Source organism: Lactobacillus taiwanensis, from assembly GCF_017894345.1.
Taxonomy (GTDB): domain Bacteria; phylum Bacillota; class Bacilli; order Lactobacillales; family Lactobacillaceae; genus Lactobacillus; species Lactobacillus taiwanensis.
Window position 1 is genome coordinate 1,269,219 of record NZ_CP059276.1, and the last position, 13,560, is coordinate 1,282,778.

General features: G+C 36.6%; 9 protein-coding genes. All 9 read right to left on the reverse strand.

The genetic code is table 11. From position 1 onward, the window contains the following. Positions 1 to 6 precede the first annotated feature (6 nt). On the reverse strand, positions 7 to 414 hold the full coding sequence (locus tag H1A07_RS06115; RefSeq protein WP_011161511.1) for a hypothetical protein: 408 nt from the start codon (positions 412 to 414) through the stop codon (positions 7 to 9). Then, positions 414 to 674 (reverse strand): hypothetical protein, encoded by a 261-nt coding sequence (locus tag H1A07_RS06120; RefSeq protein WP_210144696.1) that lies wholly within the window; start codon positions 672 to 674, stop codon positions 414 to 416. Before H1A07_RS06120 ends, H1A07_RS06115 begins: the two co-directional genes overlap by 1 nt. Next, entirely contained in the window at positions 658 to 810 is a 153-nt protein-coding gene (locus H1A07_RS06125) for a hypothetical protein (RefSeq protein ID WP_210144697.1), read from the reverse strand. The genes H1A07_RS06120 and H1A07_RS06125 overlap by 17 nt, the downstream gene beginning before the upstream one ends. After that, positions 800 to 5,758 (reverse strand): gp58-like family protein, encoded by a 4,959-nt coding sequence (locus tag H1A07_RS06130; protein ID WP_210144698.1) that lies wholly within the window; start codon positions 5,756 to 5,758, stop codon positions 800 to 802. The genes H1A07_RS06125 and H1A07_RS06130 overlap by 11 nt, the downstream gene beginning before the upstream one ends. 11 nt (positions 5,759 to 5,769) lie before the next feature. Further along, on the reverse strand, positions 5,770 to 6,126 hold the full coding sequence (locus H1A07_RS06135) for a DUF6711 family protein (RefSeq protein ID WP_117285475.1): 357 nt from the start codon (positions 6,124 to 6,126) through the stop codon (positions 5,770 to 5,772). 18 nt (positions 6,127 to 6,144) lie between these two features. Continuing rightward, positions 6,145 to 12,207, reverse strand: coding sequence for a lytic transglycosylase (locus H1A07_RS06140; protein ID WP_210144699.1), 6,063 nt, complete (start codon positions 12,205 to 12,207; stop codon positions 6,145 to 6,147). Beyond that, a complete protein-coding gene (locus H1A07_RS06145) occupies positions 12,207 to 12,500 on the reverse strand; it encodes a hypothetical protein (RefSeq protein WP_014567368.1) in 294 nt (97 codons plus the stop codon). The genes H1A07_RS06140 and H1A07_RS06145 overlap by 1 nt, the downstream gene beginning before the upstream one ends. 92 nt (positions 12,501 to 12,592) lie before the next feature. Further along, the gene (locus H1A07_RS06150) at positions 12,593 to 13,003 is read right to left on the reverse strand and encodes a DUF6096 family protein (protein WP_210144700.1); all 411 of its coding nucleotides are present in this window, start codon (positions 13,001 to 13,003) and stop codon (positions 12,593 to 12,595) included. 65 nt (positions 13,004 to 13,068) lie between these two features. Continuing rightward, positions 13,069 to 13,560, reverse strand: coding sequence for a phage tail tube protein (locus tag H1A07_RS06155; protein WP_210144701.1), 492 nt, complete (start codon positions 13,558 to 13,560; stop codon positions 13,069 to 13,071).

Below are 13,560 nucleotides of genomic sequence, written 5' to 3' on the forward strand. Positions count from 1 at the left end.
TTATCCCTACTTTCTTTTTAAGCCTGGTGATCTTGATGCACATACTTGAACTAATAGCAATGCACCGAACTGATAAATTGCTGCCATTACTAACGGATAATTTTGAAATGCTAAAACACATCCAATTTCTAAAACAATGAGAATTGTTAAAAGAAAAGCACTAGCCGTTAATAAACAAATGTTAGCTAGTGGACTATTGGCACCTGCTAAAACGTAAGCAAAATAAAAGACGCCTATTACAATTGCAATAGCGTCAATCAGATCATTATTAAAAACATTGGTCCATTCAGGCGGCCAAAGAAAGAAATCATCACAAAGTAACAAAAAGCTCCCTGATAAAAAAATCATTAGCCCAATGATTAAATGCAGAGGATTTTGTTTTATATTTTCCCATAATTTTGCTATCTCGTTCATTAACCTTCACTTGCCTTTTCATCACTTCCTGCCATCACTTCATCTTGTGCTGACCATACTTTTGTTTGAAAATCTTGAAGATCTTTTCTTACAACAGTTTTATTTGCATCATATAAATCTCGATCGGTAATAATCATATTAATGTTGTCACTGCCACCTGAAACATTAGCCTCATAAATATTAGCGTTAAAAGTTGCTACTTGCTTATCATCTACCATTGAACGGCCTGAAATTGCAATCGACTTACTTGTTTTTAACATCTTTATTCTCCTTTTCTGCCTTTAATTGGTTCAATTCTTGAGTTAGTTCATCAATTTTCACTTGTAAAATTGCATTGTTATACTCACTAGTTGCTAACTTGTTAATTAATTTTTGCGAAATTGCATTATCGTTCATTTATTTGTTTCTCCAATCTATTTACTTTATCTTTTAATTTCTTAATTACCGGCAATAATGCAGGGGCTATTCTTTCATATTGAATACCCTCAATTTCATGTGTTTCTGGATTTCGACTAACTAAGAGATCTAGACCTGCATTTGCCAAATCTTCAGCAATCATGCCAAAATACTGTTCCGGTTTAATATGACGTTTTCCAGCTTCATATCTTTCTTTTTGACCTTTATCTGTCCAGATTGCAGTTGGTAAATTTAAAAGTTTCTCACCATAATCAGTGGAAAAACTGCGTTTTATATCAGTTTTGTATTTGGATGCTGAAGTTGAACGGACAAGAGCACCATCAGAAGCAATACAAAGATTTGGTGCTGACCCCGTAGTTCGATAATAAGTTGTTGGAAGGTGGACATAATTCGCATCTATTTCAATACGGTCTCCTAGTCGAGCATTAAAAGTCCCAATCCAGATGTGTGGACGTGTACCAATAGAATATTCAGATTGAGAAAATTTGGGACCACCTGTTAAAAAAGTGGTACCTGCACCATTAACCACTGCTGACCCATCTTTATCTACACTTATTACTGCGCCATTTTTAGTTCCATCTAATCCTGATCCTGTATTTATCACACCATCGTAATTTGATGTCCTTAAACTTACTCCATTTGGAGAATTGAGTTCCATTCCAAATGCATTATTATTAAACATTTGATTAGAACGTTGAATTACACCATATTTTGGATTATCTGCAATCAAACCTCCAAATCCTCTATCATCTAGAATTAATTTTCCATCTTTAAAATAAACTCCCTCATTCATCCAATTTGTAACACTCATCGTACCTGAATCAATATCAATATTCAGATTTCCATTAGTAGAAGCAATACGACCTTTTTGGAACAAAATTTCACCACTATTTAGATTAATTTTCAAATTGGCACCATTTATTGTTCCAGTAGTGATGTTGTTTGCATTCAAGTTAATTACATTAATCCTACCGGCATCTAAAGTACCAGTGTTAATCTTATCAGCTGAAATATTAGTTATGGCTGCGTTAGGGATGAAGGCTTTGCCAGAAAATACAGTTGAGCTAGCATCCATATAGATCTTGTCATTCTGGATTAGAGTTGTGCCGGCTGACATATTAATTTGTGCAAGCGTATCATTTTTTCTAACATTGACATTAGTGAACCACCAATGACCATAATCAGAATAAGCATCAATTTGAACCCATATTCTGGCTTTAACTGCTTCATTAGGAATGGTGATAGATCCAGATTTAGTTCGTGCACCTTCATTAGGAGCAAAATTTACAGCAGATTGCCAATTCCAACTTCCATCTTTTTGCAAATAGGCAAGTCCTACATTTAAAGGATGGGTAGATTGATTTTGCCAAGCAAAGACCGAGAAGAAATATTTGTCTCCTGTCGCTACTGGGAACATATTTCCATAAAATGCATCTCTTGTACTAACTCCTCCATAAAACTTTGTAGGACTGCCCGGATCTCCAGACGAACTAAATACGTTTTCCCATCCTTGAGTACTTCCATCAATAAATGATGGATTTAAACATATGTTAGATAAATCCCCCACGGCATTTACTTTAATGTTAATATTATTAGCATTTTGAGTAATTTGACTTTGTAGATTATTGGTTCTATCAGTTACTTCATTCCTAATAGTTCCAGCAGTTTGACTTATCTGGCTCTGTAGATTTTCGTAGTTACTTGAAACAGTTGATTGAAGCCCTTGTATGGTTTGATTTAGTTCAGCAACTGCAACTTGTTTAGCTAAATCTTGGGGAGCTGGACACCAAGTAGTAGCAATTGATCCTGATTCTAGTTTGAAATTTGCAAAATACAAAGAGCCACCGGGGACTATATCACCAGTTGGCATATGTAATCGCGGATTTTGTTCAAAAGTTTCCTGGGTCGTTGTAAAAGTTATCTGATGTCTTTTCCAAATGTTATCTATCTCATCAGATGTTCCTAGTGGAATCCACCCTCTGTTAGCACAATCCTCTGTATAAAAGCTTAGTCTTATTTTTTGTTCACTACTTCCATTATGACGAACTAAAAAACTTAGAGTCCAAGTTCCTTTAGGAAGTGTAAAGTTTTGACCAAAGTAAACAGGAGCATGATTTAAATCTTTGGCATAAATGTGAAAAACATTTGTACTTATTTCACCAGCATTTAATTCATTTTTATGACTATTTCCAGATTCAATTCCAAATCCAGTAGCTTCTCCAGCATTACCAGCATTATTAAAGTTATGCAAAGTATATGTATTAGTTAATAAATTTACTCCACCACTATTATTTTCATTAATGATTGGTTGCATCGTTTGCTGTACTTTTTGTATAAAGCCATCTGCAGTTTGTATAAAGCTACTATTCGTTAGAATATTAGTTAATCCACGCCAATTACTATCATTTTTAATTGAATTGATAACTTCATTTTTTGCAATATTAGTTCTATTGTCAGACTCACCTTTAGTGTAATAAGAACCAAATTGTTGACTATTAATAGTTATGCGAGCAGATAAATTTTCTAGATCATGTTCAGTATCTTCAACAGCTGGAGTCCAGTCAGTTGAAGCATTTCCCACTTCTAACTTTAGTTTTCCAAACTTTAGATATGTTCCACTTTTCAAGTCAATCGAATTTGGTAAATTAAAAATATCAAATAAGCGAACTCTATTGCCTTTTTTATTTTGTGGCCAAGTATAAGAACCTATAATTTTATAGCTGTTATTTCCTATCCTTTGAATATGTGCTTTTTGCACATCATGCCCATCATCCATAGTTAGCCATGTTAAAAATGTACCATTTAAACTTTTTATGATAGCATCTGTTTCAATCCAAATAGTTTGAGTATATTCTTCTCCTGGACTTAAGACATGCCAAAATCCCGCACCTTGGGGTAAAATTTCGCCTCCATCACCACTAATTAACGGTAAAGAAGTATACGCAAAATTATCTTTCCAAACGGTATTTGGAATTCCAAATCCCATTACATATTCTTTGTCAGTCTTGCCAACTAAATTTCTACCTCCAATTCTTAGATTATTCAATTTATCTGTTACGTTATTGATATTAAGCTGTAGCCCATTAGCTGTAGCTTGCACATCAGTAGTTTTAGCATATCCATTCAAGTCACTAGCAACCAACTTAGCATTTAAAACATTATTTGTAGCACTAACAAAATTAGCATACGTGGAATTATCAACCTTACCAGATAAACTAGTAGAAAGTTTTTTAGCATCCACTTTAATCTGTGCAATATCTCCTTGAGCATTACCCAATGTAGTCTGCAATCCTTGTACAGTAGCTTTAGTTTGATTTACATCCCCATTAAGATTAGCTAAATCAACAGTAACCCCATGAATATCAGTACTGATCTTAGATATATCCTTACCTTGCTTAGTAGCTTGATTTTGCAATCCAGTAACAATATTTTTCTGCTCATTAATTTTATTCAGAGCATCGGATACTTTATTAGTTACATCAGTAATTTTAGGGATGGCAACTGTATTGACGGTTGTACTTAGACCATCAATCGTTCCTTTTTGAGCGTTGATGCTTGCATTAAGCTCATCAATATCTCCATCAGCTTTGGCCAAATTATCAGCAATTTGTTTTTTGGCATCACTTAAGCCACTTTGTGCTTCTTTAACCTGCTTTTTAATCTCGTCTGGAGTCAGATCTCTTCTGATCCATTTACCTGTTCCATCTTCTTGTTCAGTAAATACCCACAATTCTGTAGAATTACCGTTCTGCTTAAACCAGACATCATTAGGCTTAGCATTCTTTGGAGGCTCTACTATACTAGGTGGAAAAATAACTGTACCGTCAGGTGCTTTACGCGCTTGAAGTTCTTCAATAATTTGAGCATAAGTACCTCTCCAGCTAATTACTGAATCAGTAGAAGATGTTTGATCAGCTTTCGAAGTTGCTGAAAGTCCACCATTAAAATCAAGCGTGTAGCTGTTATTAGGAACTATAAATTTATTACCTTGCTTGTCTTCTAACCGTAGCCAATCACCAGCTTCAATAGCAGGATTGCCGAACCAATTCAAATTAAATGGATAAAAACTAATGTCTTTAATTTGCTCCCAAATATTATTTAGCCGATCAGGCGTCATAATGTTATTCTCTAGCTTAATTTGCGAACCACTAGTATCACCAACTTGATAAGTTTTTGTCTCGTCAGTGTTCTCGCCATCTCTAGTTTTGGTAGTAATGACTGTTTGACACTGAATACCACCAATTTTATATGGTGCTTCATTCTTAGTTAACCCCGCTTGTTCATATTGACTAGGATCGAGCTCATAATTCGGTTCAGCAATAGTTCTAATCGTGAATAATCCTTGTCGATCAAATGTAGCATAACCAGCGTATAATTGTGCAATCCACCCTAGAGCTTTTCTATAACTTTGGCCACTAATTGGAATAGGTAAATCAGCTTGATGTGGAAGCCGTGCTAAATCATTGACGTTTGCTTTAACTCCAGACTGAGCACAGATTTCCGCAATTATGTCTAAAACTTTTGCGGGATATGCTAGTTTTGATTTATATGTACCTTCTAATCCACAAAATCTATCGCTAGCACTAATGGATGTTAAATTATTATTTCGATCCATCTTTATTTCGCTGGATATAATAAAAACGCCTAATGGTTCATAAATGTAGCCTTTAGACGTTTTTATTCCAATACTAGGACGAACTTCCATTCCTAGCTTCAATCCTTCAACAAGATGAGAAAATTCAATCTGCACATTATTGGAGTACGTAGAGCCAATTGCAAATGTATCTCCGGTATATGCTCCCGAATCATATTTCAAACTATTGATATCAGTAGCTTCATAGGTCTTACCATTAACAATTACTTTAATATCTAAAGTTCTTTGTGTGGCTCGCCACGCATCTTGAACTTCTTTGATTTGTTTTAGCATTCTTTCACCTCCTACTGTTCAATTAAATCAAACGAAAGACCTTTCCATACTGGTACGGAATCTACAAAAGAATAGACGGGTGCAGTTCGGTCACCAACATAAAAAGTGCCCGATTTATTTTGGCCTGTTTCTGGATCCAGATATTCAACATTGAAGAACTCAGCTTTAACAGAGGCTAAAATTCCGGCACATTCAGACACAGTTAGAGCACCAAAGGATAAATTTATTTTACGTTTTGTGGCAACTCTATCTCTATGTAACAGCCCTTGTGCATCCCGAGTTGCCTTAGCATCTATGTCTTGAATAGCAACTTGCATAGTTTGCGGGGCAGGATTAACCACTGTCCCAGAAATTTTTAAAGAATACAATCACTCATTTCCTCCTTTTTAGAGATTCAACATATTTCTACCATTTCTTTGATTAATAGCATTAATTCCTTTAATAGCATGTTCACCGAAGGACTCATCACCAATTTTTACAGAGAGATGTAAATCAATTGGTTTTCCATTGTTGCTATTAATATTTTGCATTTGAAGAGCTTGGATAATCGCATTTACTAACTCTGTACTCATCTCCTTGAAGCCTCCACTTTTCATTGTGGAAGTATTGGACTGATTTTCAGCATAAATAGAGTCATTACTAATTGAGTTTCTATTTAGAGATGTAGGGAGTTGTAAGCCGCTACCAAAGTTATTATTCATGAAAGCAATAGCTTCATTAATTCTTCTCATACCTAATTCACGGTTAGTTAACGGAATTACCATTTCTGGCTTGTCGCCTTCACCGATTTCATAGAAACCGTGTTTAGCAATTAATCCACCATCTTCATAACCGTGACCATGACCAATTACAGCCAGCATATCCGATCCATACCGATGCTTTGCATAATTGATGGCAGCAAGCATGTTGTCGTATCCATTGAAGATGTTACCGTGACCAGGGAATTTATAAGCGTTAAAAGTTGCAGAGATAGTTTGCAACAATCCTTTTGCCAAGTCTCCTGTTAAGGTGTTGATATCCGTATAACCGCCTTGTACAGCATGTTCATTACCACCAGACTCAGTTTGGATTTGACGAACCCATGCATTTACATATGCTGGTGTTGCAGGTAGACCATTCTTGCGCAATGCTTTCTTAACAGCACTACGCCAACCTTCCGCACCTGGTCCTGTTTGATGAGTTGCACCACCAAATTGATTGATAACTTTCTTGGCCCAATTCATCATGCCTTTCTTTTCTTGATGAACAGCGCCTTTAGCAAACTTTAATGAAGCGTCGCCTAAACTCCAATCATAGGTGACAAATTTATCAATAATGTAGTTAACTAATCGTTCTGGATGAGCTATATCATCAGTAACTTTTTCAAGTTCTTCCATTACACCATCAACAAAATTGCCAACCCCATCAAATATATTCCCAAAATTTAGGTTTCCAAGAGCGCTACTAATTCCGCTAAAGATACCACTAAAATCGAAATTAAAGTTACCTATACCACCAGCATATTTGGGAACCATAGCTGCTAATTCATTAGCCGTATCAGTTGCAGTTTTAACTTTTGTGCCAGCTGGCAAGTAAGTTAACAAATTACGTTCAGCTGGGAATAAACCTTGTTCTCCGTTAGGTAATTCATAACTTTCCCGATAAGTGTCTCCGGCTTGATCATTAACTAAGGCTAGTCCACCTGGGTGGCTATTCGTCCCATTCGCATAAGAATTCCAATCAAAGAATCCCCAGCCAATTGACCCACCGCCAAGTTTACCAAGCACCCAGTTAATACCGTCTCTGACCTTATTAGTAGCATTTTGCACCGGTTTAACAATTGCGTTAACTACTTTTCGAACGGCTCGACTAATATTGTGCAGTCCATCAGTAATTCCATTCCCAATTGTGCTCCCAAGAGTTCCGGCCCATGAACCAAGTTTTCTTGAAGTATCATGTCTAAAACTAGAAACCCAACTTCCTAGACGTTCACCAGCATTTTTAGCAGAGTTATAAGCTCCACCTATGCCGTCATTAACATGACCACCTAGACCACTGGCCCAACTAGAAACACTTTGATTAGCTCCTCCAAAGAAACTTCTTGTCCATTTAGAAAGCTTATTACCGGCATTAGTGGCTCCAGAACGAGATGAGTCAGTGCCATTATTGATATGTTCTCCTAATCTTTCAGCCCAAGATCTTACTAGTCCACTTGCTGATTCTCTAAAGCCTGTAGTCCAGTTTTTAATTTTAGTTCCAGCATTCTTAGCCATGGCTTGACCATTTTCAACGCTATTATTTACATTAGAACCAATTTGAGAAGACCAATCATGAACCTTCTTTTTAGCATCACTAATAAAGCTAGTAGACCATTCTTTTACTTTATCTCCAGCTTGTTTAGCTAATTTCTTACCTTTGTCTACATCTTTATGAATGCTAGAACCGATATTTTGTGCCCAAGATTTAATATCTTTCTTCGCATTAGAAATAAAATTAGTGGACCATTTATGGATATTAGAGCTAGCAGTTTGAACATCTTTTTTACCTTTAGAAATATTGGTATTGATATCTTTACCGACTGATTTAGCCCAAGAGGTAAAGTTATCTAAAATTTCATGGGACTTAAAACCTATTGCTTCAACCCAGTCTTTAGGTTTCTTACCTTTGCCGTACTTAGACCAACCATCACCAAATTTAGAAGCACCAACACCGCCCCATTTACCAATTAACGAGCCAATCTGTTGGCCTACGGCTGCCCCTAGTGGACCACCGAACCAAAGTCCAATGGCACCACCAACTGCACCACCAATTCCAGAACCAAAATCTGCAAATTTTTCTTCTTTGTTATTAGCTTTGATTCCTTTGTAGATATCAATTCCTGAAGTTACAGCAATCATAGCACCAGATAAACCAGTACCAAGTTTTTGCCCCAGCTTCATTGGTTCGCCCGATTGTATTGAAGAGCGAGCAGATTTAAGAAAATCAGTCTTGGCAAGATTACTATCCTGCCAGCCTTTATTTACTTCACTCCAAAGATCTTTTATGTGGTTATAGCCACCCTTGATATTTTCAAAACTCAGCTTAGCAAGTTCTTTAATATTAGTTATTGGATGCTTTGCAAATTCAATTGCTACTCCTAATAAATCATCAGCATACTTTGCAGCAGCTTTCAATTTATCAAATTTGAGCATTGCAAGGATCTTCAGAGTATCAGTAAAGCTTTGAATCCCAGCAATAGTGGCTCTAGCAACTTTAATGCCTAAAAGCGTAAGCAGTGTTGCAGTCATGATCTTAACAGCTGTTTGATGATGATCTATCCAATCAGATAATCCTTCAAGTGCTTTAGTTAAAAGCTTTAAGGCCTCTACGATTGCAAAGCCTGCTATTTTAGCTAACGGCTTAATAAAACTATCGAAGAACCATTCTAAAACGGGTTCTGCTGCTTTGATTACACTGTGTACAACTTTAAGGGCTGCAGCTAAGGCATTTAAGAACTCAGGGATTATCTTAGTAATCGTGAAGCCTGCAAGTGGAAGCAAGACATTCTTATATGCCCACGATAATCCATCCCAAACATCTTTGGTTACTGGTCGAATAGCTTTTAGCAGATTATCAATTGACTGAAGCAATGGAGTAAAATCAAGCTTCTTAGCCCAGTTTGCAGTATAAGTTGCCATATCGCCAAGTGATCCAAGCATGTCATCTACCATACCGAGTAAAGTTTTAAAGATAGAAGTTCCAACATTTCCATGTTGCCACGCTTTATCAAATTGACCAGCTAAATTACCAATAGTGTTTCCTACACCAGTTACAATTTGAATCAGGTGACTCCAAATTGAAACACCTAGGTCGGAGTGTTTCCATGCCTCATCAATTGATGTAACTATATGCTTATAAGTATCAAGTATATTATTCAGTGCATTTAGCCATGCTTGCCATAGTCTAGTTCCGGCATTACCATGTTGCCATGCCTCATCAAAAGATTTAGCAATATCGCCAATAAATTCAACTAACTTAGTAGCCAAATCAAGCAAGTTAGCGAAAATTCTCTTGCCTAGATCACCAGTATTCCATGCATCACGAAACGCTTGAGATATATGATGGATAGCTTCAAGAACATTATTGAGAGAATTGAAGATAGTCTGAATAAACTTGGTCCCTCGACCACTCTCTTCCCATGCTTCAGCAAAAGCTCGTGAAATGTCGCCAATGACGTTCAGCATATCGGCTAAAAGTTGAAGTAGATTTTCTATTACTTTTTGTCCTGTTCCATTGTCCCAAACATGTAAGAAAGAATTACCTACATCCCCCAATAAGCGTTTAATCTCTGTCCATGAATACTTGGCTGCATCAACAACAGCTTGGCCTTTTTCATCCCAAGCTTTTTTCATTGGATCAAAGATTTCGCCTAAAACCTTTTTAACTTTATTAGCAGCATCAATAGCATTTTGGGACGCAACTAATGGAACATTCCAATCAAGCCCCTGATTTCCACCTGTCTCACCACCATCTATTCCGGGATCATCAAAAATAGGTGTATCCTGCTTTTGCTGTGGAGTAAATTTTTCTAGTGGTTGAGCTTCAAAACTACCATTATCGTTATTGTTTTTGCTGTTATCTAAAACGTTCAGCTCATCAAAGCCCATGAGTGATGCTTGAAGGTCTTCATTAGCTTTCTTTGTATCTTCAAAAGCTTTTTTAGCTTGTTCGTTAGATGCTTTTATTCTTTCATTTTCTGCTGCAACGGCTGCCGCTCCTTGACGATTAGCTTGAGCAATTTGCTGATTAGCACGTTGAACTGCTTTAGCTTGTTCTTGCTGTTGTTTTTTAACAGCTTCATTAGCTTTACTTGCAGCCTTTGAAGTATCATTCATTGCCTGTACTTGATCGTACAAATCATGAGCACCACTTCTAGCACTAGACAAGCTCATTCCTGTTAGCGCAGAAGTAAATTGAGCAATCCATGCAGTTGCTTTTTGTAATGAATTCATAAGAGCATTTATAGCAGGTAAAACATAACTATAAATTGGATAAAAGGCAGTCAACAAGTTAACCTTAATTGCGTTAAAGCTACTTGCAAATTGTCGGTTAGTCATTAATGCCGCACCCATCCCTTGAGCAAGCATCATAATTGCTTGGTAGAGCAAAGTAAACACAATTAATTGACTAGCTAACATACGCATTGCCATTCGAACGCCTTTTAGCCGTTCACTAAGCATTGATGCACCGGTACCAGCTTGGCGCATAGAAGAATTACTGTTACTTCCAAGACGTTTTATGGATGAATTAACATTAGAAACAGTATTTCTTAAGCGATTAAATTTTGAATTAAGTCCTGATACACTTTTACTTTCTTCGGCTAACTCAGTATTAATGCGTGAAGAACTACTTCTTAACTCATCTCCGCGAGCACTGACATATGTATATGCCTTTGCTAACTCATTACTTCTGGCAACTAACCTTCTGTACTCAGCCTCAGCATTCTTAAGCTCTTTATTAGTACCAGAGGATCGACCAAGAGTCGCATCATTATCCCTCATTTCAGCAATTGAGCGTCTAATTCGTTCAATCTTGCCTTCTGTTTGATCCATTTCACGCTCAATGCGTCTTAATGAGTTGGGAACAGTATCAAGCTCCTGCGACATTTCCTGCGCAAGAGCCTTAGCTTGAGTCTGATACCGTTCCATCTTAATTTGAGCATCAGCAATTTGATCATCTAATCTCATTGCTTTAACTTTACTACCCTGCTTGCTCATATCAAGATTGTCTCGATTAGCTGTTAAAGTAGCAATTCTTCGTTGCATAGAACGTGCTTGTTCCATCTTTTCGTTTATGTGAGTTACTAAGCTATCAACTTCTTTTTTAGCTCTAGATGCTTCAGCTTGTATTTCATCATCAATACCTAAATCAACAGGACGCTTTGGCATATAACTCTGAATTCGTTTTTCTTGATAATTATCAAAGCTTGAGTAGTGACTCTGTGAAAGGGATTTCAATGGTTCTTTTACTTGCGTTTGTGATTTAGGTTTAGAAATATCTTTTACTACATCATGAGCTGCACTAGTTTGTTGTGCAATTCGTTGTTGCATATTAGAAGCTGCCTGCAACCGAGCTGTTAAACTATCTAGGCTTTTTTCTGACTGATTAACCGCTTCTTTAGAGCTTTCAGCTTGTTCCTTATTCCCTTGAACAATTTTATCTGTAACATCATTTTGAGTATTAAGAGTCTGTTCAAGTAATTTTTGTTTAGTTTCTTCTGCTTCACTACGTTGCCGCACTTCTTCTTTAACATTCTCATTAGCTCTTGAGGTACTCTCATTCATTGATTGCTGAAATTTATCTAAATTATTTTGCATCTTATATTGCATATCACCTGTTTTTTGCACAATAAGATTAGTTAATTCATCAACCTTTTGAATGACATCCCCATAATTTGCTCTAAATCTTAACTCAAGTTCTTCTAGATCCATTAATTTCCACCTCCTTTATCTTTATTAAATTGTTTGATTTTCTGGGCTTGCTGCATAAAAATAACCTGATCTTTTTTCCAATCGGGTTCTTCCTCAGATATTTTATTTGTTTGATCCAAATTATCTTTCACAAATGGATAAGCTTCTTCAACTTTGGGCATTTTTGCTGGATCGTTAAAAGCAAAGGCCATCATTTCACTTAAGCGATGATCCATATAAGCTTTAGCTCGTAAATCTTCCAATCGACGTTTTTCATTTGCTGAAATTTGGGTCATAATTTCACCAAAATCCATATCCCAAAAATGATCAGCATCTATGCCTGATTCGACTGCAATTGGATACAGATGTCTAAATAGATCAGATACTGTTTCGAAATGATCTTCGTCTACATCAATTCGCTTTCTGCTTCCACTGGATCTAGAGTTACTTCTTCCGATTCCGTATTGGTCTTTGTAGCCTTCTTCTTTTTCTTGCCGAAAAAACCAGATTCATCAAATAATTCCATTAGTTCATTAAACAAATCCATAGTGGTATGACCATCGTCTAAATACTTTTCAAAGGCTTCAATAACTCGTTTATCTGTTACACCATGATTTTGATTAGCGCCTTGTAATACGATAAGAATTTCATTTACAGGGGGTAATTTATTTCCGCCTTGTGAATCCATAAAAAGTGAAAGCATTGATTTACCTAACCGGCGTTCAATTTTAAAAATTTCACGGCCACCTAGTTTTAAATTGAGTTCAAGATCACCTAGTTGTACTGTTTTAGTTGCTTTCTTAATTGTTGCTACCATAATTTCTCCTATTCATGTTGTATAAAAATAGACGTAGGAATCGAACCCACGCCTATCACTTTTTATTACTTACCAGCTGGTTGACTTGCGCCTGCAGCAGTAAATGTTGGACCATCAGATACAGTAATAGTGATTGTGTAACCTAATGCACCGTTAACTGCTACTGAGCCAAATTTAATGTTGTATGATCCTTTCATCGTAGCAGTCATTCCATCGGGATACGTAACTTTCCATTGATATTGCTTTCTGTCACCCGCCTCCTTTAGAGCTTTTGCAAAACTAGCACCCTTATATACTGCTTGGAATTGAACATTAGAAGCATTTTGGATACCTTCAACTTGCTTACGTCTATCATCTGCTAAAGTAGTTACATCGATTTTTTCAGTGTCTCCACCCAATTCAGGGATGGTTTTAATGTCAGCAATTTCTTCCCATGATGATCCATCTACCGATCTTTCAAGTTTTGTTCCTGTTCCTGCAAGACCTTCTGAGTTGTCAACTGCAAACCGTTGAAGGTCTAATTTTAATAAATCACTATAAAATTTTACGTTGTTCAT

Bases quoted from the DNA above. Each gene is read 5' to 3' on its own strand.
- H1A07_RS06115 (WP_011161511.1), bottom strand. From the start codon at position 414: ATGAACGAGATAGCAAAATTATGGGAAAATATAAAACAAAATCCTCTG.
- H1A07_RS06120 (WP_210144696.1), bottom strand. From the start codon at position 674: ATGTTAAAAACAAGTAAGTCGATTGCAATTTCAGGCCGTTCAATGGTA.
- H1A07_RS06125 (WP_210144697.1), bottom strand. From the start codon at position 810: ATGAACGATAATGCAATTTCGCAAAAATTAATTAACAAGTTAGCAACT.
- H1A07_RS06130 (WP_210144698.1), bottom strand. From the start codon at position 5,758: ATGCTAAAACAAATCAAAGAAGTTCAAGATGCGTGGCGAGCCACACAA.
- H1A07_RS06140 (WP_210144699.1), bottom strand. From the start codon at position 12,207: ATGGATCTAGAAGAACTTGAGTTAAGATTTAGAGCAAATTATGGGGAT.
- H1A07_RS06145 (WP_014567368.1), bottom strand. From the start codon at position 12,500: ATGGATTTTGGTGAAATTATGACCCAAATTTCAGCAAATGAAAAACGT.
- H1A07_RS06150 (WP_210144700.1), bottom strand. From the start codon at position 13,003: ATGGTAGCAACAATTAAGAAAGCAACTAAAACAGTACAACTAGGTGAT.
- H1A07_RS06155 (WP_210144701.1), bottom strand. From the start codon at position 13,560: ATGAACAACGTAAAATTTTATAGTGATTTATTAAAATTAGACCTTCAA.